At 66.1% G+C, this 21,834-nt stretch carries 22 protein-coding genes; 17 read left to right on the forward strand and 5 right to left on the reverse strand.

What is annotated here, in order from left to right; genetic code table 11:
• Nucleotides 1-8: 8 nt before the first annotated feature.
• Both GPL20_RS07350 and GPL20_RS07355 read right to left on the reverse strand, forming a co-directional pair.
• Complete coding sequence (locus GPL20_RS07350; protein WP_254125499.1) at nucleotides 9-1,337, reverse strand: glycosyltransferase family 87 protein; 1,329 nt, start codon at nucleotides 1,335-1,337, stop codon at nucleotides 9-11.
• 158 nt (nucleotides 1,338-1,495) lie between these two features.
• On the reverse strand, nucleotides 1,496-3,118 hold the full coding sequence (locus GPL20_RS07355) for a helicase HerA-like domain-containing protein (RefSeq protein WP_157328940.1): 1,623 nt from the start codon (nucleotides 3,116-3,118) through the stop codon (nucleotides 1,496-1,498).
• Between the two features lie 347 nt (nucleotides 3,119-3,465).
• Between GPL20_RS07355 and GPL20_RS07360 the strand changes: the two genes are divergently transcribed.
• From GPL20_RS07360 to GPL20_RS07410, 11 genes are all read left to right on the forward strand, one after another.
• Nucleotides 3,466-3,831, forward strand: coding sequence for a DUF2267 domain-containing protein (locus GPL20_RS07360; RefSeq protein WP_157328941.1), 366 nt, complete (start codon nucleotides 3,466-3,468; stop codon nucleotides 3,829-3,831).
• A 26-nt stretch (nucleotides 3,832-3,857) separates the two neighbouring features.
• A complete protein-coding gene (locus GPL20_RS07365; protein WP_157328942.1) occupies nucleotides 3,858-4,265 on the forward strand; it encodes a DUF4332 domain-containing protein in 408 nt (135 codons plus the stop codon).
• A 233-nt stretch (nucleotides 4,266-4,498) separates the two neighbouring features.
• The gene (gene folP, locus GPL20_RS07370; protein WP_157328943.1) at nucleotides 4,499-5,359 is read left to right on the forward strand and encodes a dihydropteroate synthase; all 861 of its coding nucleotides are present in this window, start codon (nucleotides 4,499-4,501) and stop codon (nucleotides 5,357-5,359) included.
• Nucleotides 5,356-5,724 (forward strand): dihydroneopterin aldolase, encoded by a 369-nt coding sequence (folB, locus tag GPL20_RS07375; RefSeq protein ID WP_008553485.1) that lies wholly within the window; start codon nucleotides 5,356-5,358, stop codon nucleotides 5,722-5,724. Before folP ends, folB begins: the two co-directional genes overlap by 4 nt.
• Nucleotide 5,725: 1 nt before the next feature.
• The gene (gene folK, locus GPL20_RS07380) at nucleotides 5,726-6,217 is read left to right on the forward strand and encodes a 2-amino-4-hydroxy-6-hydroxymethyldihydropteridine diphosphokinase (protein WP_157328944.1); all 492 of its coding nucleotides are present in this window, start codon (nucleotides 5,726-5,728) and stop codon (nucleotides 6,215-6,217) included.
• Between the two features lie 81 nt (nucleotides 6,218-6,298).
• Complete coding sequence (locus GPL20_RS07385) at nucleotides 6,299-8,170, forward strand: methylmalonyl-CoA mutase family protein (protein ID WP_157328945.1); 1,872 nt, start codon at nucleotides 6,299-6,301, stop codon at nucleotides 8,168-8,170.
• Nucleotides 8,167-8,631 (forward strand): GFA family protein, encoded by a 465-nt coding sequence (locus GPL20_RS07390; protein WP_157328946.1) that lies wholly within the window; start codon nucleotides 8,167-8,169, stop codon nucleotides 8,629-8,631. Before GPL20_RS07385 ends, GPL20_RS07390 begins: the two co-directional genes overlap by 4 nt.
• A 26-nt stretch (nucleotides 8,632-8,657) precedes the next feature.
• Complete coding sequence (locus tag GPL20_RS39145; protein WP_157328947.1) at nucleotides 8,658-8,852, forward strand: hypothetical protein; 195 nt, start codon at nucleotides 8,658-8,660, stop codon at nucleotides 8,850-8,852.
• On the forward strand, nucleotides 8,849-11,005 hold the full coding sequence (gene scpA, locus GPL20_RS07400; RefSeq protein ID WP_157328948.1) for a methylmalonyl-CoA mutase: 2,157 nt from the start codon (nucleotides 8,849-8,851) through the stop codon (nucleotides 11,003-11,005). The genes GPL20_RS39145 and scpA overlap by 4 nt, the downstream gene beginning before the upstream one ends.
• Before the next feature lie 37 nt (nucleotides 11,006-11,042).
• Nucleotides 11,043-11,339, forward strand: coding sequence for a nucleotidyltransferase family protein (locus GPL20_RS07405; protein ID WP_157328949.1), 297 nt, complete (start codon nucleotides 11,043-11,045; stop codon nucleotides 11,337-11,339).
• Nucleotides 11,340-11,361: 22 nt separating this feature from the next.
• Complete coding sequence (locus GPL20_RS07410) at nucleotides 11,362-11,592, forward strand: hypothetical protein (protein WP_157328950.1); 231 nt, start codon at nucleotides 11,362-11,364, stop codon at nucleotides 11,590-11,592.
• 7 nt (nucleotides 11,593-11,599) lie between these two features.
• Here GPL20_RS07410 and GPL20_RS07415 read toward each other — a convergent pair whose 3' ends face one another.
• Nucleotides 11,600-12,091 (reverse strand): SRPBCC family protein, encoded by a 492-nt coding sequence (locus tag GPL20_RS07415; RefSeq protein ID WP_157328951.1) that lies wholly within the window; start codon nucleotides 12,089-12,091, stop codon nucleotides 11,600-11,602.
• Between the two features lie 216 nt (nucleotides 12,092-12,307).
• On the opposite strand from GPL20_RS07415, the gene GPL20_RS07420 reads away from it, so the two are divergent.
• The 6 genes from GPL20_RS07420 (at nucleotide 12,308) to GPL20_RS07445 (ending at nucleotide 18,822) form a co-directional block, all read left to right on the forward strand.
• Nucleotides 12,308-13,300, forward strand: coding sequence for a tripartite tricarboxylate transporter substrate binding protein (locus GPL20_RS07420; protein WP_157328952.1), 993 nt, complete (start codon nucleotides 12,308-12,310; stop codon nucleotides 13,298-13,300).
• Between the two features lie 216 nt (nucleotides 13,301-13,516).
• Nucleotides 13,517-14,008, forward strand: a complete 492-nt coding sequence (locus GPL20_RS07425) for a tripartite tricarboxylate transporter TctB family protein (RefSeq protein WP_157328953.1) — start codon at nucleotides 13,517-13,519, stop codon at nucleotides 14,006-14,008.
• Nucleotides 14,009-14,012: 4 nt separating this feature from the next.
• Nucleotides 14,013-15,524 (forward strand): tripartite tricarboxylate transporter permease, encoded by a 1,512-nt coding sequence (locus GPL20_RS07430; RefSeq protein ID WP_157328954.1) that lies wholly within the window; start codon nucleotides 14,013-14,015, stop codon nucleotides 15,522-15,524.
• A 51-nt stretch (nucleotides 15,525-15,575) separates the two neighbouring features.
• Nucleotides 15,576-16,565: a methylmalonyl Co-A mutase-associated GTPase MeaB gene (meaB, locus tag GPL20_RS07435; RefSeq protein ID WP_157328955.1), complete on the forward strand. Its 990-nt coding sequence runs from the start codon at nucleotides 15,576-15,578 to the stop codon at nucleotides 16,563-16,565.
• Nucleotides 16,562-17,218, forward strand: coding sequence for a pyroglutamyl-peptidase I (locus GPL20_RS07440; RefSeq protein ID WP_157328956.1), 657 nt, complete (start codon nucleotides 16,562-16,564; stop codon nucleotides 17,216-17,218). Before meaB ends, GPL20_RS07440 begins: the two co-directional genes overlap by 4 nt.
• Nucleotides 17,219-17,451: 233 nt before the next feature.
• Nucleotides 17,452-18,822, forward strand: coding sequence for a TIGR03808 family TAT-translocated repetitive protein (locus tag GPL20_RS07445; protein WP_157328957.1), 1,371 nt, complete (start codon nucleotides 17,452-17,454; stop codon nucleotides 18,820-18,822).
• 121 nt (nucleotides 18,823-18,943) lie between these two features.
• On the opposite strand, the gene GPL20_RS07450 is transcribed toward GPL20_RS07445, so the two are convergent.
• Nucleotides 18,944-19,642, reverse strand: a complete 699-nt coding sequence (locus GPL20_RS07450) for a TIGR03809 family protein (RefSeq protein WP_167532934.1) — start codon at nucleotides 19,640-19,642, stop codon at nucleotides 18,944-18,946.
• Between the two features lie 481 nt (nucleotides 19,643-20,123).
• Nucleotides 20,124-21,821 carry a S8 family serine peptidase gene (locus GPL20_RS07455; RefSeq protein ID WP_157328959.1) on the reverse strand — a complete coding sequence of 566 codons (1,698 nt, stop codon included), beginning with the start codon at nucleotides 21,819-21,821 and terminating at the stop codon, nucleotides 20,124-20,126.
• Nucleotides 21,822-21,834: the final 13 nt, after the last annotated feature.

Genomic DNA, 21,834 nt, shown 5'->3' on the forward strand with positions numbered 1-21,834 from the left:
TGTGAATCTCAAGGCGTCTGCGCTTTTAACCCTGCCGCGGCGTCGGAGCCAGCCGCAACCGGCGGATGCCGGATGTGCCATGCGAGACTACCGGCGAGAATGGCGGTAGCGATGAGGTTGTTGCCCCAGGCCTGGATGACGTTGGGAAACCACGGCAGCGACAGCAGCATGAGGATGCCGGCCGCGCCCAGCGCGAGCCAGGTCCCCAGCCGCACATTCGCGCGTTCGTCGAAGGCGGCGCGATGCATCAGCACCGTCATCGGAAAGAACAGCCACATGAAGTAGTATTGCCGCGCCAGCGGCGATGCGACCGTCATCAGGCAGAACAGGATGCCGAGCTCCTCCGCATCCGAGCGCGCGGTTCGCCGCTCTTGTCGTGGCATCACCGCGACGAAGCCGAGCCCCAGCAACGCCGACAGCACCAGCACGATCCAGTTCGCCGTCCTGTAGTCGACGTCGATGATGTTCATCGTGCGCGGCGGCTTGCTCGGATCCTCCTGATTGTAGTTGATCGGCCGCACCAGCCGGTGCGTCACGGCGATCAGCGACTGGTTGACCCACGACCAGTTCTGCTCGTCGCGCTGGCCAAAGCCCTTTTCCGAGCTCGACCCGACCATGCCCCGATACCAGGTCGCAAGTTCGGCAGCGTTGCGCTCGAAGCCGCGGAACGGCGCCGGCGCAACGTACAGAAGAATGCCGATGAAGGCGGTCGTGCTGACGACGGCCGCCCACTTCCGCCGCCAGATCAGATAAGGCAGCACCGCGACAGGAAACACCTTGATGGCGGTGGCGAGCGCGAACATGAAGCCTGCAAGCCAGGGGCGCTGATGCCGCAGGCTCCAGAAACCGTAGAGCATCATCGCCAGCAGGACGAGGTTCGGCTGCCCGAGGTCGAACATGTCGAACGCGAAGCTCACGGTGACGACGACAGGCAGCGCGTCCAGCCAGGGGCCGGGCCTGCGGCCTGAGCCGGTCATGACGTTGGAGAACACCCCCGTGCAGGTCCATGCCACCGCATTCAGGATCGACAGGACGATGTAGAGCGGGATCTTGCCGAACCAGCTCGGGATCGCCAGCAGGATTGCCGGCAAGGGTGGATAGAGGAATTCAAACGACTGATGAATGTCGCTGGGATAGAGCGGCCCGCCATCGAGCACCTGCTGACCGGCCCAGTACCACAGCGGATAGTCCTTGGTCTTACCCTGCCCGAATATCTCGGGGACGAGCACGTCGGCGGTCAGGAGGACGCAGCAGAACAGGAACAACAGGTCCAGCGGCGCACGCAGCGACAGGCGTCTCGGCGCATCAGGTTTGGCTAACGGTTGGGTCGAGGTCACGGTGAGGTCCAGTCGGCAACGCACTAGCACGTAGCAGACGGACCGACGCTTGGAGAGTCCATCACCCGAATTTGTACCCGTCGCGCAGGCGTCTCCACCCCGGAACTGGTCGAGGCGCCGCTGCCCGCGGACGAATCGCCCTAAATAGGGCTCGCTGCCTACCTTCGCAGCAACCCGCCGAGCGCGCCGCGGACCAGGGTGCGGCCGATCGAGCCACCGAGCTGGCCGCCGACCGACTTGCCGATATTGGCGGCCATGCCCCCGATCACCTGGTTGGTGACCGAGCGCGTCACGTCGCGTGCAATCACCTGCCCGGTCGACAGGCGGCCGCGCTTGACATTGGTGCCGAAGATGGTGCCGACGATCGAGCCGATCTGGCCGAGGATGCCGCCGCCTCCACCCGCCGCGCCGGCGTCGGCCGTCGCAGCCGTGCCGGCGATGCGTTTCTGGATCATCTCGTAGGCAGACTCTTCATCGACAGCGGTGTCGTATTTGCCCTTGACCGGGCTCGCATCCATGATCGCCTTGCGCTCCTCCGGCGTAATGGCACCAATGCGGGCCGATGGCGGCCGGATCATCACGCGCTCGACCATCGTCGGCGTGCCGTTTCCTTCGAGGAAGGACACCAGCGCCTCGCCCTTGCCGAGCTCCATGATCACCTTGGCGGTATCGAGCTTCGGGTTCGGCCGGAAAGTCTGGGCTGCGGCAGCGACCGCCTTCTGGTCGCGCGGGGTGAAAGCCCGCAGCGCATGCTGCACCCGGTTGCCGAGCTGCCCGAGCACACGGTCGGGCACATCGATCGGGTTCTGCGTCACGAAATAGACGCCGACGCCCTTGGAGCGGATCAGGCGCACCACCTGCTCGATCTTGTCCATCAGCGCCTTGGGCGCGTCGTTGAACAACAGATGCGCCTCGTCGAAGAAGAACACGAGCTTGGGCTTGGGCAGATCGCCGGCCTCCGGCAGCTCCTCGAACAGTTCCGACAGCATCCACAGCAGGAAGGTCGCGTAGAGCCGCGGGCTCTGGAGCAGCTTGTCGGCGACGAGGATGTTGACCATGCCGCGTCCGTCGCGGTCGGTCTTCATGAAGTCCTTCAACGTCAGGGCCGGCTCGCCGAAGAATTTGGTGCCGCCCTGGTTCTCCAGCACCAGAAGCTGGCGCTGGATGGTGCCGACAGTGGCCTTGGTGACGTTGCCAAAGCCCTGGGCGGCCTTTCGAATGTCGGCAAGCGGGTCCTCGGCCGCATCCGCGCCCTTCTTGCCGCTGTCGGGCACGATGGCATCCAGCAGCGCGCGGAGGTCCTTCATGTCGATCAGGACAAGGCCGTTGTCGTCGGCGACGCGGAAGGCGACGTTGAGCACGCCTTCCTGCACATCGTTCAGGTCAAGCATGCGCGCAAGCAGCAGCGGCCCCATTTCCGTGACGGTCGCCCGCACCGGATGGCCCTGCTCGCCGAACACATCCCAGAACACCGTCGAGAACTGATCGGGCTGGAACGTCAACCCCATGCCGGTGGCGCGTTTGACGATGAAGTCCTTGGCTTCGCCGACCTCGGAGATGCCGGAGAGATCGCCCTTGATGTCAGCCGCGAAGACCGGAACACCGGCGCGCGCAAATCCTTCCGCCATCACTTGCAGCGATACCGTCTTGCCGGTTCCGGTTGCGCCGGTGACGAGGCCGTGGCGATTGGCGAGCGCCAGCGTCAGCCATGCTTGCTCGTCTCCCTTGCCGACGAAGATCTTGTCGTCGGTGTCGCCGAGCTTGCTGTCCTGTGCCGTCATTATTTTCTCTGATCTCGCTGCCATGTTTCGCGCATCGAAAGCCGAATGCACCTGTTCGGTAGTTTAGCGCATGTCGCGCGCCGATTAAAACCATTCAAGACGCCCCCGACATGCGACATTGTCGGACACACTTGGACGACATCAGCCGAAAGTAGGAACGGCGCGTTCGCACCGCGGTATTTTTGCGCCGATTCCATCTCCGCTCTTGCATCGCTGCAACACTTTTCGCGCGTTCGAGGCTGAATCGCGATGAGGCGTGCGTTCATCGCTTGTATTTCACATCGCCCGGGCTCAAGATCATTTTGAAACAATACTCCGGCATGTGAACCGGCTGAGGGGCAGGCCATATGGACGAGCTGATCGGACGGCTGGCGACAAACGCCAGCATAGATAGTGCTGTCGCGGAAAAGACCGTCGGCATTATCCTGGGCTTCCTCCGCAGCGAGGGCCCATCCGACAGCGTGCAGGCCCTGATCGACAAGATCCCCGGTGCGGAAGCCGCGATCGAGGCGTCCAGGAGCGGCGGCGGACTGTCGCGGCTGATGGGCGGCGGCCTGATGGCCGTCGGCACGCGGCTGATGGGCCTGGGACTTGGCATGTCCGAGATTCAAAACATCGCCCGTGAACTTTTTCGCTTCGGTCGAGACAAAATCGGAGCGGATCAGATGGGCAAGATCATTGCGGGGACGCCGGGCCTCAGTCAGTTCGCCTGAGGCTTCGCATTTTTATATCGAGTATCATGACATATCCCATCTCCGACATTGAGGGCCTGTCGGCCTTTGCCGCCAACAAATTGAAGGCGCAAGGTATCCGCACCACCGACGCGCTGCTCGAGGCGGCCTCGACTGTGAAGGGCCGCAAGGCGCTCTCCGCCAAGACCGGAATCAGCGAGCAGCTGCTGCTGGAATGGGCCAATGTCTCCGACTACATGCGCATTCCCGGAATGGGGCGGGCCAAGGTCGGCCTGGTCCGCGCCGCCGGCGTCACCACCGTGCGCGAACTTGCCTATCGCAATCCGGCAAGGCTTGCCCAGAGCATGCGTGAGGCCAACGAGAAGAAGAAGCTCGTCCGCATCCTCCCTTCCGAGAAGTCGGTCGGCGACATCATCGCCAAGGCCAAGAAGCTGCCGCCGAAGATCACGTATTAGGAACTGGCGCCTCTTCCGCGAGCTACGACCCTGCATCATTGCCGGGACGCGGAAGGGGTGATGGCACACCGCTGCTTCAACGTCGTCATTGCGAGCTCAGCGAACCAATCCAGAATCCCACTGCGGGGACAGTCTGGATTGCTTCGCTGCGCTCGCAATGACGGCGCCTGGACACGGCGGGACCGGCCAATCCCGTCTTGACTCCCCCTCCCCGACCGCGCAAAGCGAGCCGCATGAATGCCTCGCCCTCCCCATCGGTCCCGCCGGCCGGCTCGGCCGGGCCTGACGCGCTGCGGACGCTGCTGGAACGGCCGCTTCCGGCGGTGATGGGGGTGCTCAACATCACCCCGGATTCCTTCTCGGACGGCGGCGAGTTCATCGCACCCGAACAGGCGCTGGAGCGGGCACGGGCGATGGTCGATGCCGGCGTCGACATCATCGATATCGGCGCAGAGTCCACCCGGCCCTACAAGGGCGCCCGGCCGGTCACCGCAGCGGACGAGCTTGACCGGCTGAAGCCGGTGCTGGCCGGCGTGGTGGCGCTCGGCGTGCCCGTGTCGATCGACAGCATGAAGGCCGAGGTGGTGGCCTACGCGCTCGACCAGGGGGCTGCGATCGCCAACGACGTCTGGGGCCTGCAGCGCGACGCCGGCATGGCGGCGCTGGTTGCCGCGCGAGGCGTCCCCGTCATCGTCATGCACAACCGCGACAGCGTCGATTCCGCCATCGACATCATGGCGGACATGAAGGCGTTCTTCCTGCGCTCGCTGGACATCGCCGCCAAGGCCGGCATTGCACGCGAGAAGATCGTGCTCGATCCCGGCATCGGCTTCGGCAAGACTGCCGAGCAGAGCATCATCGCGCTGGCGCGGCTGCGGGAGTTCGACATGTTCGGCCTGCCGATCCTGGTCGGCGCCTCGCGCAAGCGCTTCATCGCCTCGGTATCGCCGTCGGAGCCGAAGGAGCGCCTCGCCGGCTCGATTGCCGCACATCTGATCGCCGCGCAGATGGGCGCAAGGATCATCCGGACCCATGACGTCGCCGAGACCTTGCAGGCCCTGCGGGTCGCAAACGCAATCGAGAGCAAGCAATGACCGATACGATCTTCGTGACCGGCCTGTCGATCCATGCCCGCCACGGCGTGATGGATCATGAAACCGAAGTCGGCCAGCGCTTCGTGATCGATCTCGAGCTCTACACCGACCTGTCGGAGCCTTCGCGCAGCGACCGGCTGGCCGATACGGTGTCCTACGCCGAAGTCGTGGCGACCACGACAGCGGCGTTCAAGAACACCAATTACAAGCTGCTGGAGCGCGCGGCCGGCGCGGTGGCCGATGCCATCCTGTCGCACTTCCCGCGCATCCGCGCGGTGAAGATCACGGTGCACAAGCCACATGCGCCGATCGCCGCGATCTTCGACGACGTCGGCATCATGCTGACGCGCTCGCGGCACCCCTAACATGGCAAGCGTGCTGATCGCACTCGGCGGCAATGTCGGCGACGTCCGCGCGACATTCGGCAAGGCGATCGCGCACATCTGCGGCATGGCGCAAGGCGTGCTGATCGCGCGCTCGTCGGACTATGCGACGCCGCCCTGGGGCGACGAGGACCAGGATCCCTTCATGAATGCCTGCATCGAGATCGAGACCAGCCTCGATCCGCATGCCCTGCTGTTCGTGCTCCAGAAGGTCGAGCAGAAGTTCGGCCGCACGCGGACCAAGGAGCGGCGCTGGGGCCCGCGCACGCTCGATCTCGACATGATCGCCTATGACGATGTCAGCTTGCAGAAGCCCGACCTGACCTTGCCGCATCCGCGCCTGTTCGAACGGGCCTTCGTGCTGGTGCCGCTGGCCGAAATCGCGCCCGACCGCGTGATCTCAGGCATTCGTGTGCGTGACGGCCTCGCCAGCGTCTCGACGCAAGGCATTGAGCGGCTTCCGGATACCGGTTAACCAAAAACAACCGTTTGCAGGGACGGTCCGCCGTGGCAATTTCGCCTGCGAATAACAAGATGTTCGGGAGCCCCGCGCCGCATGACCTCCGTGACTGACGACCTGCCGCTGGCGGCGGATTTTCCCAAGGCGACGGCCGAAGACTGGCGCAAGCTGGTCGACGGCGTGCTGAAGGGCGCGCCGTTCGAGAAGCTGGTCGGCAAGACCTATGACGGGCTGAAGATCGATCCGCTCTATCCGCGCGCCAAGGGCGTTGCGCCCGTGATGGGACGGCCGGCGGCGGCGCCGTGGCAGATCATGCAGCGGGTCGACCATCCCGATGCAGCTGCGGCAAATGCGCAGGCACTGACCGATCTCGAGAATGGCGCGACGGGGCTTGCGCTGGTGTTCGCCGGCGGCAGTGGCGCTCACGGCTTCGGCCTGGAACCTTCCGCCGATGCGGTCGCCAAAGTCCTGAAGGACGTCCATCTCGATGCCGGTATCGGCCTCGAGCTCCAGATCGGGCCGCAATCGCGGATGGCGGCGATCCATGTCGCGGAATATGTGAAGGGCAAGGGCATCGATCCCGCGGCCTGCGACATCCGCTTCGGGCTCGACCCGCTCGCGGCCGGCGCGGTGTGGGGGCACAGCCCGTATACCTGGGACGAGATCGTTCCCGCGGTGACCGGCGCGATCAAGGGCCTCGCCGCGCTCGGATTCAAGGGACCGTTCGCGTCCGCCGACGGACGCGTGATCCACGATGCCGGTGGATCGGAGGCGCAGGAGCTCGCCTTCGTTCTCGCCTGCAGCGTCGCCTATCTGCGCGCGATCGAAAGCACCGGCATTCCGCTGGAAGCCGCGCAAGGCATGGTCTATGCGCGGCTCGCCGCAGATGCCGACCAGTTCCTGACCATGGCGAAATTCCGCGCATTGCGGCTGCTGTGGGCGCGCATCGAAACGGCCTGCGGGCTCGCGCCAAAACCGTTGTTCATCGCTGCCGATACGGCCTGGCGCATGCTGACGCAGCGCGACCCTTACGTGAACATGCTGCGCGCGACCATGGCGACGTTCGCGGCCGGGCTCGCCGGCGCCAATGCGATCACCGTGCTGCCGCATACGCTCGCGCTCGGCCTGCCCGATCCGTTCGCGCGGCGCGTGGCGCGCAACACGCAACTCCTGCTGCTGGAAGAGAGCAACCTCGCCAAGGTCAGCGATCCCGCCGCCGGTGCAGGCGGCATCGAGACGCTGACGGCGCAGCTTTGCGACGCGGCCTGGACGCTGTTCCAGGAGAGCGAGAAAGCCGGCGGCGCCTTCGCCGCGCTTCAGCAGGGCCTGTTCCAGAGCAAGGTCGCGGCTGCGCGCAAGGCGCGCGAGGCCAACATCGCAAAGCGCCGCGACGTGCTGACCGGCGCCAGCGAGTTTCCGAATCTGCATGAGAGCGAAACGGCGGTGCTGAAGGCAACGCCGGTCGCGCTCGCGCCTTACGGCGAGCAGAAATACAAGTTCGACGCGCTGCCGCCGATCCGGCTGGCGGAACCCTTCGAGGCGCTGCGCGACAAATCCGATGCGGCGTTGAAGGCGCGCGGCGCGCGGCCAAAAGTGTTCCTGGCCAATCTCGGCACGCCGGCCGATTTCACGGCGCGGGCAACCTTCGCCAAGAGCTTCTTCGAGGCCGGCGGCATTCAGGCCCTCGACAGCGAGGGTTTTGCCGATCCGGCCCAGCTGGCCGCGGCGTTCAAGGCCTCCGGCGCCGAGCTTGCCTGCCTTTGTTCCAGCGACAAGGTCTATGCGGAACAGGCCGAAGCCGCAGCGAAGGCCCTGCAAACGGCAGGCAGCAGACATATCTATCTGGCAGGCCGCCCGACCGAAGCCGAGGCGGCCCTGCGCACGGCCGGCGTCGCCGGTTTCGTCTTCGCCGGCGGTGACGCGCTTGCGACACTGCAGGACGCCTATCGGCGGATGGAGCTGCCATGACCGACACCAGCAAACCCGTTCTCACCGGCGGCTGCCAATGCGGCGCGGTGCGCTTTGCGGTCATGACGGCGCCGAACCGGGTCTCGATCTGCCACTGCCGGATGTGCCAGAAGGCGACCGGCGCGCCGTTCGCATCCTTCGCCGACATCATCAAGACGGATCTTGCCTGGACCAAGGGCAAGCCGTCGTTCTTCCGTTCATCCACCATCGCCGAGCGCGGCTATTGCGCGGCCTGCGGCACGCCCCTGAGCTTCGGACGCATCGACGGCGACCGGATCGAGATCATGACCGGCAGTTTCGACCGCCCCGACCACGTCGTGCCGACGCGGCAGTTCGGCACCGAATCCCGCCTCGGCTGGGTGGTCGGCATCTCCAACCTGCCGAGCCAGACCACGCAGCAGAATTACGGACCGGAGAAGATGGCGACCATCGTCAGCCATCAGCATCCGGATCATGATTGAGGAACGCCGCATCGAGGCAGCAACTCATGATGAGATATGACAGGCTGTGGAAGCTCGGAAGACTGTTACGGGTCTTGATAGAGTGGGACATCGAAGTCGCCCGGCTGATCTGGGCCGGGACTGGTGCAATGACTGAGAAGCGGTTCGACGATCCGGTCTACAAGAAGAATGTTCAGAGACTGATCGAACGAAACTGCAGGTTTGAGGAATCCAAGGGATGAGCCGCATTCCCAATTTCGCCGATGTCGCCTTCGCGCGAGCCACAACCGCCGCGCCAGCCGGCAGCGCCGAGCCGTGGCTGACGCCCGAGGGCATCCTGGTGAAGCCCGCTTATGGCGAGGCCGATCTTGCCGGGCTTGATTTCCTCGAGACCTATCCGGGCATCACGCCGTACCTGCGCGGCCCTTACCCGACGATGTATGTCAACCAGCCCTGGACGGTGCGGCAATATGCCGGCTTCTCCACGGCGGAGGATTCCAACGCGTTCTACCGCCGCAATCTCGCGGCCGGACAGAAGGGCCTTTCGGTCGCCTTCGATCTCGCCACCCATCGCGGCTATGACTCAGATCATCCGCGCGTCGGCGGCGACGTCGGCATGGCCGGTGTGGCGATCGATTCCATCTACGACATGCGCACGCTGTTCGCGGGGATTCCGCTCGACCAGATGAGCGTGTCCATGACCATGAACGGCGCGGTGCTACCGATCCTCGCGCTCTACGTCGCCGCCGCCGAGGAACAGGGCGTGCCGCCGGAAAAGCTCTCGGGAACGATTCAGAACGACATTCTGAAAGAGTTCATGGTGCGCAACACCTATATCTATCCGCCGGCGCCCTCGATGCGGATCATCTCGGACATCTTCGCCTACACCTCCACGAGGATGCCGAAGTACAACTCGATCTCGATCTCCGGCTATCACATGCAGGAGGCCGGCGCGACGCAGGACCTCGAGCTCGCCTACACGCTCGCCGACGGCGTCGAATATCTTCGCGCCGGCCTTGCCGCAGGCCTCGATGTCGACCGCTTCGCGCCGCGCCTGTCGTTCTTCTGGGCGATCGGCATGAACTTCTTCATGGAAGTCGCCAAGATGCGCGCCGCGCGGCTGCTCTGGGCGAAGCTGCTGAAGCCCTTCAACCCGAAGGACCCGCGCTCGCTGTCGCTGCGCACGCATTGCCAGACCTCGGGCTGGTCGCTCACCGCGCAGGACGTCTTCAACAATGTGATGCGCACGACCGTGGAGGCGATGGCGGCCACGCAAGGCCACACCCAGTCGCTGCACACCAACGCGCTCGACGAAGCGCTGGCCTTGCCGACCGATTTCTCGGCGCGTATCGCCCGCAACACCCAGCTCTTCCTGCAGCAGGAGAGCGGCACCACTCGCATCATCGATCCCTGGGGCGGCTCGTACTATGTCGAGCGGCTGACGCGCGACCTCGCGGCCAAAGCCTGGAGCCACATCCAGGAGGTCGAGGAGCTCGGCGGCATGGCGAAGGCGATCGAAGCCGGCGTGCCCAAGCTGCGCATCGAGGAGGCCTCGGCCAAGACCCAGGCTCGGATCGATGCCGGCAAGCAGGCGGTGATCGGCGTCAACAAGTACAAGCCGACCGATGAGGCGCCGATCGAGATCCTTAAAGTGGACAACACCAATGTCCGGCGCTTGCAGATCGACAAGCTGACGCGGCTGAAATCCGAGCGCAGCCAGAAGGACGTCGATGCCGCGCTTGCCGCGCTGACGCGCTCGGCCGGCGAAGGCAACGGCAATCTGCTCGCGCTCGCCATCGACGCAGCGCGGGCCAAGGCGACCGTCGGCGAAATCTCTGACGCAATGGAGAAAGTGTTCGGCCGGCATCGCGCCGAGATCAAATCCATCACCGGCGTCTACAAGCGGGAGGCGTCCAGCATGGGCAGCCAGGTCGAGAAGGTTCAGGCGCTGATCGATGCCTTCGAGGAGGCGGAAGGCCGCCGCCCGCGCATTCTGGTCGCCAAGATCGGCCAGGACGGCCATGACCGCGGCCAGAAGGTGATTGCCTCGGCGTTCGCCGATATCGGCTTCGACGTCGACATCGGGCCGCTGTTCGCCACCGCCGACGAAGCCGCGCGGCAGGCGGTCGAGAACGACGTGCATATCCTCGGTGTCTCCTCGCTCGCCGCCGCGCATCTGACTGCAGTGCCGGAGCTGAAGGCCGCGCTGAAGAAGCAGGGCCGCGACGACATCATGATCATCGTCGGCGGCGTGGTGCCGCCGCAGGATTACGATGCGCTCTACGCCGCCGGTGCCGAGGCGATCTTCCCGCCGGGCACCGTGATCGCAGAGGCCGCCGAGGAGCTGATCCGCAAGCTGAACGCGCGGCTCGGGCATAGCGAGGCGGCGGAGTAGATGATAGACTGGCCGCGTAGCCGGCCAGGGTCTGTCCATGACACGTGACGAAATCGTCGCTGCGATACGACAGAACGCGGATGCCATCAAAGGCAAAGGCGTGTCGAAGCTCGCCATCCTCGGCTCGCGGGCCGGCGAAGACTACCGCGCCGACAGCGACATCGACATCCTGGTCGAGGTCGAACCGGAGACCACCTTCTCGCTGCTCAACCTGATCGACGTCGAACACATCATCGAGGATGCGACCGGCTTGCAGACGCAGGCAACCGTTCGCCGCTCGATGTCCCCGCGCTTTGCGCCGCACAGCGCTGACGACATTGTTGAAATATTCTGACGCTCACGCAGGGGCACCATCCTTGAAGTTCATGACCGGTTTGAGCGTCGCCCTGGCGCTGAGCGCAACGTGCGTGTTTTCCGCCCTCGCCGCCGACCCCAAGCCTGACGCCGTGGTCATGAGCAAGAGCATCGAGGCGCGCGTCTTTCTCGACGACAGGATCAAAGCCGATGCGGCGCTCGCCTATCTGACTGCGGAAGGCACCCGCATCTTCGGCGGCGCGCGGCCGAAGGGCGACGCGGACGGGCCGTGAGCGGCCGCTAGCTGGATCGCGGACGGGTCCGCGCCAGTGTCCGCGCAAGTGAATCCGTCCAGTCGGGGATCCAGGAGCCAAACAGGGCTTGCCAGCGATCGGCGTCCGCAGGTTCCGTATCGAGGGCGACCGACCATTCGATGAGGGTGCGGTTGCCCTCGATGATCGGGCGCAGATGCATGGTGCCCTGGTAGCGCGTCGGCCCTGGCGCTTGGTCCCCCGCTTGGCTTCCGGCATCCTGCGGATACGGCAGCGCTTCGAGACCGGCATAGGTCAACGTGTGCTGCCGATCCGAGTGATCGACCAGGCGCTGGCGGATCCAGTTTCCGAGGTAGCAGAAGCGCCTGATGGCGCCGACTTCATCGCCGCGCTTGTCGTCTTCGATCAGGCTCTCGCTCACCCCATCGATATAAGCGGGGTAGTTGTTGAAATCGCGGATCAGCGACCAGACGTCGTCCAGCGGACGGTCCAACACGGCGCTGTAATAGGCTTGGGTCATCGGAGGCGTCCCTTTGGTTTTCGCTACGCACTCAGGTTGGTGACTTGCGCCGGCAAAACCCACCCGATTTCCGACTGCCCATCCCGACCGGCGTCCGGCTTCACACAACGCAGCGATCTCGTTGGTAGCGCTACCTTGCAGCGGCGCCGCAAAGCCGACTAGAATGCCGCCATTGACAAGAGCGCCCAACGTCACGGGCGCCGCTGGGAGGCATTCATGTCCAAGATCTCGCGCCGCGCCTTTGCGGCTTCATCTGCCGCAGTCGCCGCATCCGCCGCCTTCGGCTTCAAGCCCGCCCTCGCGCAAGCCTATCCGGCGCGCCCGGTCACCGTGATCGTGCCCTGGGGCGCCGGTGGCGGCACCGATGCGACTGCGCGCATTGTTGCAGCGCTGCTGGAGAAAGATCACGGCCAGCCTTTCAACGTGGTCAATCGCACCGGCGGCTCCGGCGTGGTCGGCCATAGCGCGATCGCGACCGCGCAGCCCGACGGCTACACCATCGGCATGCTCACGGTCGAAATCTCGATGATGCACTGGCAGGGTCTCACCGACCTGACGCCGAAGAGCTACACACCCCTCGCTTTGATGAATGAAGATCCGCCGGGCATCCAGGTCTCCTCCTCTTCGCCCTACAAGACGGTCAAGGAGCTCGCCGAAGCGATCAAGGCGGCGCCTCCGGGCAAGTTCAAGGCCTCGGGCACCGGCCAGGGCGGCATCTGGCATCTGGCGCTGGTCGGCTGGATGCAGGCGATGGGCCTGCCCGCCAACCAGGTCGCGTGGGTGCCGTCGAACGGCGCAGCGCCGGCGATGCAGGACCTCGCCGCCGGCGGCCTCGACCTCACCACCTGCTCGGTGCCGGAGGCGCGCGCCATCATCGAGGCCGGTAAGGCCAGGAGCCTTGCCATCATGGCGCCCGCGCGCAATCCGGTATTCAAGGACGTGCCGACGCTGAAAGAGGCGATGGGCATCGACTATGCGACCGGCGCCTGGCGCGGCATCGGCGCGCCGAAGAACCTGCCGCCGGAGATCGCTACGAAGCTCACCGCGGCCCTGAAGAAGGTCTATGAGTCCGCCGAGTTCAAGGACTTCATGAGCAATCGCGGCTTCGGCACGGTGTGGGGCGATGCCGGGCAGTTCGCCAGCTTCATGGACAAGGGCGACGCCCAGATGGGCGAGGCGATGAAGGCCGCGGGTCTGAGCAAGGCGTGACGTTTCGCAGCTTTCGCGTGAGATGATGCTGGCCGCAGCGTCGAGCACTTCTTCACCTCTCCCCGCGTGCGGGGAGAGGTCGGATTCGAGCAAAGCTCGAATTCGGGTGAGGGGAGCTCTCCGCGAATGCAACTCTCTCCGTCCCTGCGGAGACTTCCCCTCACCCCGACCCTCTCCCCGCAAGCGGGGCGAGGGAGAAGACTAGGACCCTTCCCCATGCGTCTTCCCGACTCCGTCACGGGATCGTTTCTCGTCGCACTTGGCGCTGCGGCCGCCTATGGCGGCTGGATCTTGCCGCCGGTGCCGGGGCAGCCGGTCGGCCCCAACGTGTTTCCGCTCGTGATCGGCTGCGGCCTTGCATTGTGCGGGCTCGCGATCGTGTTCGGCATCGGCCATTCCTTCGAGGAGGAGGAAGAGCTCATCCCGTTCGAGGACGGCCAGGCAGCCAGCCCGCCGCCGCAGAGCAAGCTCTACGGCCTGCGCGCCTTGCTGCCGCCGGCGCTGCTGCTGTTCTACGTCCTCGCGGCGGATCGCCTCGGCTTCATCATCACCGCGGCGATCATGGTCTACGTCACCTCGACCGCGCTAGGCGCGAAGTGGAAGCTGGCGCTGCCGCTTGCGGCACTCTCGCCCTTCGCCATCCACCTCATCTTCGGCAAGCTGCTGCGCGTGCCGCTGCCTGTCGGCCTGTTGCCGACGCCCTGGTGATCCCATGCTGAAGACCCTGATCGATGCTTTCGCGCTGATCTCCACCTGGGAGGTCATCATCGCGATGTTCGCAGCCTCCGTGTACGGGCTCGTCATCGGCTCGCTGCCCGGCCTGTCGGCGACGATGGCCACCGCCCTGCTCGTTCCCGTCACCTTCTATCTTTCGCCGATCGCGGCGATCGCGACCATCGTCGCGGCCTCCTCGATGGCGATCTTCTCCGGCGACATTCCCGGCGCGTTGCTGCGCATTCCCGGCACGCCCGCATCCGCCGCCTATGCCGACGAGGCCTACGCCATGACGCGCAAGGGCCAGGCCGAGCTCGCGCTCGGGGCCGGCGTCTGGTTCTCGGCGGTCGGCGGCATCGCCGGCGTGCTGTCGCTGATGATCCTGGCGCCGCCGCTCGCCGAGATCGCGCTGTCGTTCTCGACCTTCGAATATTTCTGGCTGGCGCTGCTCGGCCTGATGTGCGCCACTTTGGTGGCGCGCTCCTCGCCGGTGAAGGCGATCGCGGGCATGTTCATCGGCCTCCTGGTCTCCTGCGTCGGCATCGAGAATCCCGGCGGCATCCCGCGCTTCACCTTCGGCATCACCGACCTGTTCGGCGGCATCGAGCCGATCCCGGCGCTGGTCGGCGTGTTCGCGGTGGCGCAGGTGATGCGCGCGATGCTGACGCCCGAGCCGCCGCCGCTGCCGCGGCGCAAGTTCGGAAGCATCATGGCGGGCCAGTGGAAGCTGACGAAGCTGTATCACTGGCAGATGACGCGCGGGAACATCGTCGGCATCATCATCGGCGTGCTGCCCGGCGCCGGCGCCGACATGGCGGCGTGGGTCTCCTACGCGATGTCGAAACGCTTCTCCAAGGAACCCGAAAAGTTCGGCACCGGCCATGTCGAGGGCCTGGTGGAGGCCGGCGCCAGCAACAATGCCAGCATCGCCTCGGGCTGGGTGCCCTCGCTGCTGTTCGGCATTCCCGGCGACACCATCGCCGCGATCGCGATCGGCGTGCTCTACATGAAGGGCCTCAACCCGGGTCCGACGCTGTTCACCGAGAAGGCGTCGAGCATGTACGCGATCTACCTGATGTTCATCATCGCGAACATCCTGATGATCCCGCTCGGGATCGCCATGATCCGCGTCGCCGCCTACATCCTGCTGGCGCCGCGCTCCACCGTGATGCCGATCATCATGCTGTGCTGCGCGGTCGGCTCGTTCGCGATCGGCAACAACATGTTCGGCGTCGTCACCGTCGCAGCCTTCGGCGTGATCGGCTACGTCATGGAGGCGAACGGCTACCCCGTGGCCGCGATGGTGCTCGGCATCGTCATGGGCACCATGGTCGAGCAGGCCTTCGTCACCTCGCTGATCAAATCGGACGGCAGTGTCCTGCCGTTCTTCGAGCGCCCGGTCGCCGCCATCCTCGCCGCCATGGCGATCGGCGCGCTGCTCTGGCCAGTGATGGTGTGGATCTGGCGGAAAGTGAAACCGGTACAGACGGCGGCGGCAACATCCCGGTGATATCGAGCGAGCGGCCCTCGCCTGCCCTGCCGGGGCGTTGTAAAGCAGGGCATGATTGAGAAGAAGGCCTCGCTGGACATCAAATCCCTCGCCCGCGACCTCCGTTCCGGCAGCCGCGCGGCGCTGGCGCGGGCCATCACGCTGGTGGAAAGCCGGCGCGGCGACCACCAGGCGCTGGCGCGCGAGCTGGTGCAGGTGCTGCTGCCCGACACCGGCAAGGCGTTTCGCGTCGGCATCACCGGCTCGCCCGGCGTCGGCAAGTCCACCACCATCGACGCGCTGGGCACCTATCTGATCGAACAGGGCCACAAGGTCGCGGTGCTCGCGGTCGATCCATCCTCGGCGCGCAGCGGCGGCTCGATCCTCGGCGACAAGACGCGGATGGCGCGGCTGTCAGCCTCCGACCGCGCGTTCATCCGCCCCTCGCCGTCCTCGGGCACGCTCGGCGGCGTCGCCGCAAAAACGCGCGAGGCGATGCTGCTGTGCGAGGCGGCCGGCTTCGGTGTCGTGCTGGTCGAGACCGTCGGCATCGGCCAGTCCGAGACGGCGGTCTGCGACATGACCGACTTCTTCCTCGCCCTGATGCTGCCGGGCGGCGGCGACGAATTGCAGGGCATCAAGAAGGGCCTGGTCGAGCTCGCCGACATGATCGCGATCAACAAGGCCGATGGCGACAATCTCAAGCGCGCCAACATCACCGCCGCCGACTATCGCAGCGCGCTGCATATTCTCAGCCCCCGGTCCGAACACTGGCACCCGCCGGTCGTCACCTATTCGGCACTGGCCGGCACCGGCATCGCCGAGCTCTGGCAGAAAGTCTTGGATCACCGCAAGGCGATGAACGCGTCCGGCGAATTCGCCACGCGGCGACGCGAGCAGCAGGTGAAATGGATGTGGTCGATGCTGGAGCAGCGCATGCTGGCGCGATTGCGGAGCGAGGCGTCGGTGCGGACCAAGGTCCGGAAGATCGAGGCCGAAGTCGCCGACGGCCATCTCACGCCGGCGCTCGCCGCCGAGCAGATCCTGGAGTTGCTGCAATGAGCGACAAGCTCCGCATTCTCCTCACCGGCTTCGGGCCGTTTCCCGGCGCGCCGCATAATCCGACGCAGCCGCTGGTCGCGCGGCTGGCGCAGCTGCGCCGGCCGGCACTCGACGGTGTCGCGATATCGAGCCACATCTTCCCGGTGACTTACGCGGCGGTCGACCGGCAGTTGCCGGAGGTGCTCGCGGCGCAAAAGCCCGACGCGCTGCTGATGTTCGGTCTTGCCGCGCGCACGCCCTATCTGCGCATCGAGACCCGCGCGCGCAATGCCGTCACCATGCTCTGGCCCGATGCCGCCAACACCCGCTCGAGCAAGCGCGGTATCGCCGGCCATGCGGACGCGATGATGTTCGGTCCGCACACGGCGAGGCTGTTGCGCGCCGCGCGCCTCACCGGCATCGACGCCCGCGCTTCGCGCGATGCCGGTGCCTATCTCTGCAATTACCTAAGCTGGCGCGCGATCGAGAACGTGAAGGCCGGCAGGCCGCCGCTTGCGGCGTTCATCCACATCCCCCTGCTCGCGCGTAGCGGTGCCGTGCGCCGCAAGGGCGCGCCGCGGATCACGCTGGAGGAACTGGTGGATGCGGGGGAAGCGATGCTGATGGAGATGGTGCAGCTGGCGCGGAAGGCGCGGAACACGCCGGCTTCGTAGGGTGGGCAAAGGCGCGCTTGCGCCGTGCCCACCATGCATCTGCATTGGTAGCGACGATGGTGGGCACGCTTCCGCCTTCGCTCTGCGAGCTACGGCGGACGAGTCGCTTTGCCCACCCTGCGGCACCTCCCCTTGCATAAACATTTAACCCTACCGCGAACAATCCCAACGATCCCCATCGCCCTGCGCTACCTAGTCGGTCGCGGACCCCCGCGTCCGCCGGAGGACGCGTCATGGACCTCAATCGCCGTCACCTCATTGGAGCTACCACCGCAGGCATCGCGGGCGCGCTTGCCATGCCGGCCGACGCTGCGCGCGCGGCGCCGCTGACGTCGCTGCTCGGACGCGACGCAACCCAATACGGCGTGCGACCCGGCAGCAGCGAGGATCAGACGCGAGCGCTCCAGCGCGCGATCGACGAGGCCGCGCGGGTGCAGGCGCCGCTGGCACTACCACCCGGGATCTACCGCAGCGGGTTGCTGCGGCTTCCGAACGGCGCACAACTGGTCGGCGTGCGCGGCGCGACAAAACTCGTTCTCACCGGCGGAGCCTCGGCGGTTCAGAGCGACGGCTCGGATGCGATCGGCCTCACCGGCATCACCTTCGACGGCGGAAACATTGCGCTGCCGACGCGACGCGGATTGATCCATGTCCTCGGCGGGCGCGACGTCCGTATCACCGATTGCGAGGTCACCGGCTCGGGCGGCAGCGGCATCTGGCTCGAGCAGGTGTCCGGCGACATCTCCGGCAACATCTTCAACAACATCGCGGTGACGGCGGTGGTCTCGTTCGACGCCAGGGGACTCAGCGTCTGCCGCAACACCATCATCGGCACCAATGACAACGGCATCGAGATCCTGCGCACCGCGATCGGCGACGACGGCACGCTGGTCGCCGATAACCGCATCGAGGACATCAAGGCCGGCCCCGGCGGCTCCGGCCAGTATGGCAACGCCATCAACGCCTTCCGCGCCGGCAATGTGATCGTGCGCGGCAACCGCATCAAGAACTGCGACTATTCGGCGGTGCGCGGCAATTCGGCCTCGAACATCCACATCACCGGCAACAGCGTCAGCGACGTGCGCGAGGTCGCGCTCTATTCAGAGTTTGCGTTCGAGGCCGCGGTGATCGCCAACAACACGGTGGACGGCGCCGCCGTCGGCGTCTCCGTCTGCAATTTCAACGAGGGCGGCCGCATCGCGGTGGTCCAGGGCAACATCATCCGCAATCTGATCCCGAAGCGCCCCATAGGCACCGCGCCGGATGACGATGCCGGCGTCGGCATCTACATCGAGGCGGACACCTCGGTGACCGGCAATGTGATCGAGAACGCGCCGTCCTACGGCATCGTCGCCGGCTGGGGCAAATATCTGCGCGACGTCGCGATCACGGGCAACGTGATCCGCAAGGCGCTGGCCGGTGTCGGCGTCTCCGTGGTGCCGGGCGCCGGCACCGCGCTGGTCAACAACAACATGATCTCCGAGACCCCGCGCGGCGCCGTGGTCGGGCTCGATCACGCGCGGGCCGTGACGTCGGACCTCTCGGCCGACGGCGCGCAACGCTTTGCGCAGGTGGTGGTCGGCGGGAACGCGGTGCGGCGGTAGCTGCGGGGCTGGCAGCCGGGCCGTGCATCCTTCGAGGCTCCCCACGTGGCGCGTTGCGCCACGTGTCTCGCGCCTCGGGATGACGGAGCGAGAGAGTGTGCCGGGTCTCCCCCCTTGGAGATTAGAACGCGTTCCTCAGCAGGGGGTACTTCGCTTCCAGGCCGTCGAGGCTGAGGGTGAATTCGACGACGCGCTCGGGGGCTGCGACGATTTCGGCGGCGGGCGGAGCAAACTGCGGCAGGAGCGCTGCCATGGCAGCGGGCGTGGCGACCGGCGGCCTCACGGCAGGCGCGGTGAGCGGCGCCCTCGCAGCGGGAGCCTTGAGCGGTGGCATCTCGGCAGGCGCGGCGAACGACGCCATTGCAGCAGGCGCCGTGGGCGGCGCCACCGCAGCGGACGGCAAGAGCGGCGCGATCGGGGCTTCGGTGATCTCGGCGAGAACGTCCGGCTTGGGATCGAGCCTGACCGGCACGGCGGTCTCGGCCGCGATGTGGACGGCCTTCGGCTGCACGGTCTGCGCCTGTTGCTCGCGCGGAAGCACGCGGGGCATGGTCGCAGGCGACCAGCCGAATGCAGGTGTCACGCTCGCGGCCGCCGCAGCGACATCCGCACCGGTTGCGAGCGCGCGCCAGGTCTGGACGGCGCGCTTGGCTTCCTGGATGTTTTCGAGGAATGCGATCTCGGAGTGATAGCGGCGCCAGCGCCCGGTTTCGAACATTTCGGAGAGATGTTCCAGCCGCTGCTCGGCGAGAGCGCACCAGCGCGCCGCGATGTCGCGGCTGACAGCCACGTCGCGGACGATCCCTTGGCGATGAGTCATGAACCAGCCCGTCATGAGAAAAATACGGACGCGACGCAACGCACACGAATCAATTTAGACGCGACGTGAATATTTTGTGGAAAAGTTTTGACTTGTCCAGCAACGACACGGCGTTCGTCACGAAAGACCGTAGTCGTGCGGAGATTTGCTGTGTTTTCGAGTCAAGCTTCGCGCAAGCATGACCGGCTTGCGGTGCGCCGCCCGGGCGTTTCGCCGTAAGCGCACACGTCATCGCTCAACCGGAAGCTGATCTGGCGCACTGGTTCAGGAAATCAGACCCCGAAAAGAAAAGACCCGTCCGGGGGGACAACCGGACGGGTCGAGCCATATGGGCGCTTGGGGTGGATGGGCGCTCGCGCCTGATATGACCGATGGGGAGGGATGACCGCTCCCACATATTTTGGTCGTGGCAGCAGGCTGAACGTTCAATGCGGCGTTCGATTTTTTGACCTTCGCGACACGCGCAAAGTTGTCGCAGCCGCTATCGCGTCGCCGGCCTATCCACCTGAGAAATCGTGCCTTTATCGTCCGTGCTCGACAGCGAGGGTTGCTCGATGGCGCGGATGCCGGGCTCTTCGCGACGCCTCTCGGCATCTTCACGTTTTGTTGTACCGGGCGCAGCCGCAACCGGCGTCGCGCCGTCGGCGGGAACGGCCATGACAGCGGCGAAAGCATCGGCCTCGCCGTCACCGAAGAGATCATCCCGCCCGGGTGAACCGAGGTCGCGCGCGGTCTTCGCCAGCGTCATCCGCAGCGCTTCCGGCTTCAAGGCGGAATTGCGCTCGAGCAGCAGCGCGGCGACGCCCGAGACATAGGCGGCCGAGAACGAGGTGCCCGACGTCATCTGGTATTTGCCGTCAGGCGCCGGCAGGAAGATGTCGACCCCGGGCGCGGCAAGCGCGATGTAATTGCCCCGGTTGGAGGCGGAGAACAGCTTGTCCTGCTGATCGGTCGCGCTGACCGCGATCACGTTGGGATTGGCGGCCGGGTAAAGCGGCGGCGATTTGGCGCCCGCGTTGCCGGCGGCGGCGATCAGCACCAATCCGCGCGCGGCGGTTGCCGCGATGGCACGCTCGATCACGGCGTCCTTCGGGCCGGCAAAGCTCATATTGACGATCTGCGCGCCGTGCTCGGCGGCGTAGTTCAGCGAGCGCAGGATGATGTAGGACGAGCTCTCGGCAGCGCCCGCGCTGCCGCCGAAAGCGCGGATGGCGATGATGCGGGCTTCGGGCGCGCTGCCCATCAGCCGCGCATGCGCCACGATCACACCGGCGATGCCGGTGCCATGGACGTGCGGCCCCTCGGCGCTGCCGAGCGCATCGAAATTGTCGGCGACGGAATGGGCGAGCTCGGGATGCCTGGCGTCGATGCCGGAATCGATCACCGCGACCGTGACATTGGCGCCATGCGCCAGCGTGTGCGCCTGCGGCAGGCGAAGCTTGGCCAGTGCGTATTGGGCGGGATCGCCCTCCGCCGGCACGGACGCTTTCTGGTCCTGGAGCACGTAGCGGAAGTTCGGCTGCACCGAGCGCACGCTGCCGTCGGCGGCGAACTCGCGCCGTACCGTTTCGGACGGGCGGCCATCGGTGATGCGGAACAGGCCGAACGTGGCCCCGATCAGCGGGAAATTCTCGGATGCGACGCGCGTGAGGCCGTGGCGGCGGGCGAGCTCGTCGGCCTCGGTCGGCGAGAGCGCGCCGTCGATCTCCGCCACGAATTCGTTGGCGAAGGCGCGCACATTGGCGGCGACAGGCGTGGCGTTGCCGCGGCCCTTGCCGACGCTCTTCTTGGCCACCTTGCCGGAACCGCCGCCGCCTGCGTTCGGCCGCGCCAGGCATTCGCCGTCGGCGTCGCGATTGCAGGCCGGATAGAGGTTCGGCGAATAGCGTGCATAGGGCAGCACCGGCGTCGGCCCCAGCCGTGCGGAGATCCTGGGAATGGTTGTGATGGGCCCCGGACCGCGGGCAACACCCACCGCCCTCGCCGCCACGCCGGGGCTGACGCGCGCGGCGACGCTCGGATTGATGGTCGGCGTGCGCGAGGGAACGCTGATCGTGGGCGTCCGCATGATCGCCTGGGCCTGGGCAGCCTCGACGCCGAGGCAGGCCGCCAGCAGCAGCGCGGCTCCCACCGAAGCATAGGCCCCGGCCCGCACCCTGCTCTCGGATTTGCGCGTCATCGGTTCAGAGACG

The sequence above is a fragment of the Bradyrhizobium cajani genome, from assembly GCF_009759665.1.
Classification (GTDB): domain Bacteria; phylum Pseudomonadota; class Alphaproteobacteria; order Rhizobiales; family Xanthobacteraceae; genus Bradyrhizobium; species Bradyrhizobium cajani.

Bases quoted from the DNA above. Each gene is read 5' to 3' on its own strand.
- GPL20_RS07450 (WP_167532934.1), bottom strand. From the start codon at position 19,642: ATGACTCATCGCCAAGGGATCGTCCGCGACGTGGCTGTCAGCCGCGAC.
- GPL20_RS07390 (WP_157328946.1), top strand. From the start codon at position 8,167: ATGACCGACACCAGCAAACCCGTTCTCACCGGCGGCTGCCAATGCGGC.
- GPL20_RS07445 (WP_157328957.1), top strand. From the start codon at position 17,452: ATGGACCTCAATCGCCGTCACCTCATTGGAGCTACCACCGCAGGCATC.
- GPL20_RS07430 (WP_157328954.1), top strand. From the start codon at position 14,013: ATGCTGAAGACCCTGATCGATGCTTTCGCGCTGATCTCCACCTGGGAG.
- GPL20_RS07385 (WP_157328945.1), top strand. From the start codon at position 6,299: ATGACCTCCGTGACTGACGACCTGCCGCTGGCGGCGGATTTTCCCAAG.
- GPL20_RS07360 (WP_157328941.1), top strand. From the start codon at position 3,466: ATGGACGAGCTGATCGGACGGCTGGCGACAAACGCCAGCATAGATAGT.
- GPL20_RS07425 (WP_157328953.1), top strand. From the start codon at position 13,517: ATGCGTCTTCCCGACTCCGTCACGGGATCGTTTCTCGTCGCACTTGGC.
- GPL20_RS39145 (WP_157328947.1), top strand. From the start codon at position 8,658: ATGATGAGATATGACAGGCTGTGGAAGCTCGGAAGACTGTTACGGGTC.
- folP (WP_157328943.1), top strand. From the start codon at position 4,499: ATGAATGCCTCGCCCTCCCCATCGGTCCCGCCGGCCGGCTCGGCCGGG.
- meaB (WP_157328955.1), top strand. From the start codon at position 15,576: ATGATTGAGAAGAAGGCCTCGCTGGACATCAAATCCCTCGCCCGCGAC.
- GPL20_RS07355 (WP_157328940.1), bottom strand. From the start codon at position 3,118: ATGACGGCACAGGACAGCAAGCTCGGCGACACCGACGACAAGATCTTC.
- GPL20_RS07440 (WP_157328956.1), top strand. From the start codon at position 16,562: ATGAGCGACAAGCTCCGCATTCTCCTCACCGGCTTCGGGCCGTTTCCC.
- GPL20_RS07365 (WP_157328942.1), top strand. From the start codon at position 3,858: ATGACATATCCCATCTCCGACATTGAGGGCCTGTCGGCCTTTGCCGCC.
- folK (WP_157328944.1), top strand. From the start codon at position 5,726: ATGGCAAGCGTGCTGATCGCACTCGGCGGCAATGTCGGCGACGTCCGC.
- folB (WP_008553485.1), top strand. From the start codon at position 5,356: ATGACCGATACGATCTTCGTGACCGGCCTGTCGATCCATGCCCGCCAC.
- scpA (WP_157328948.1), top strand. From the start codon at position 8,849: ATGAGCCGCATTCCCAATTTCGCCGATGTCGCCTTCGCGCGAGCCACA.
- GPL20_RS07415 (WP_157328951.1), bottom strand. From the start codon at position 12,091: ATGACCCAAGCCTATTACAGCGCCGTGTTGGACCGTCCGCTGGACGAC.
- GPL20_RS07420 (WP_157328952.1), top strand. From the start codon at position 12,308: ATGTCCAAGATCTCGCGCCGCGCCTTTGCGGCTTCATCTGCCGCAGTC.
- GPL20_RS07455 (WP_157328959.1), bottom strand. From the start codon at position 21,821: ATGACGCGCAAATCCGAGAGCAGGGTGCGGGCCGGGGCCTATGCTTCG.
- GPL20_RS07405 (WP_157328949.1), top strand. From the start codon at position 11,043: ATGACACGTGACGAAATCGTCGCTGCGATACGACAGAACGCGGATGCC.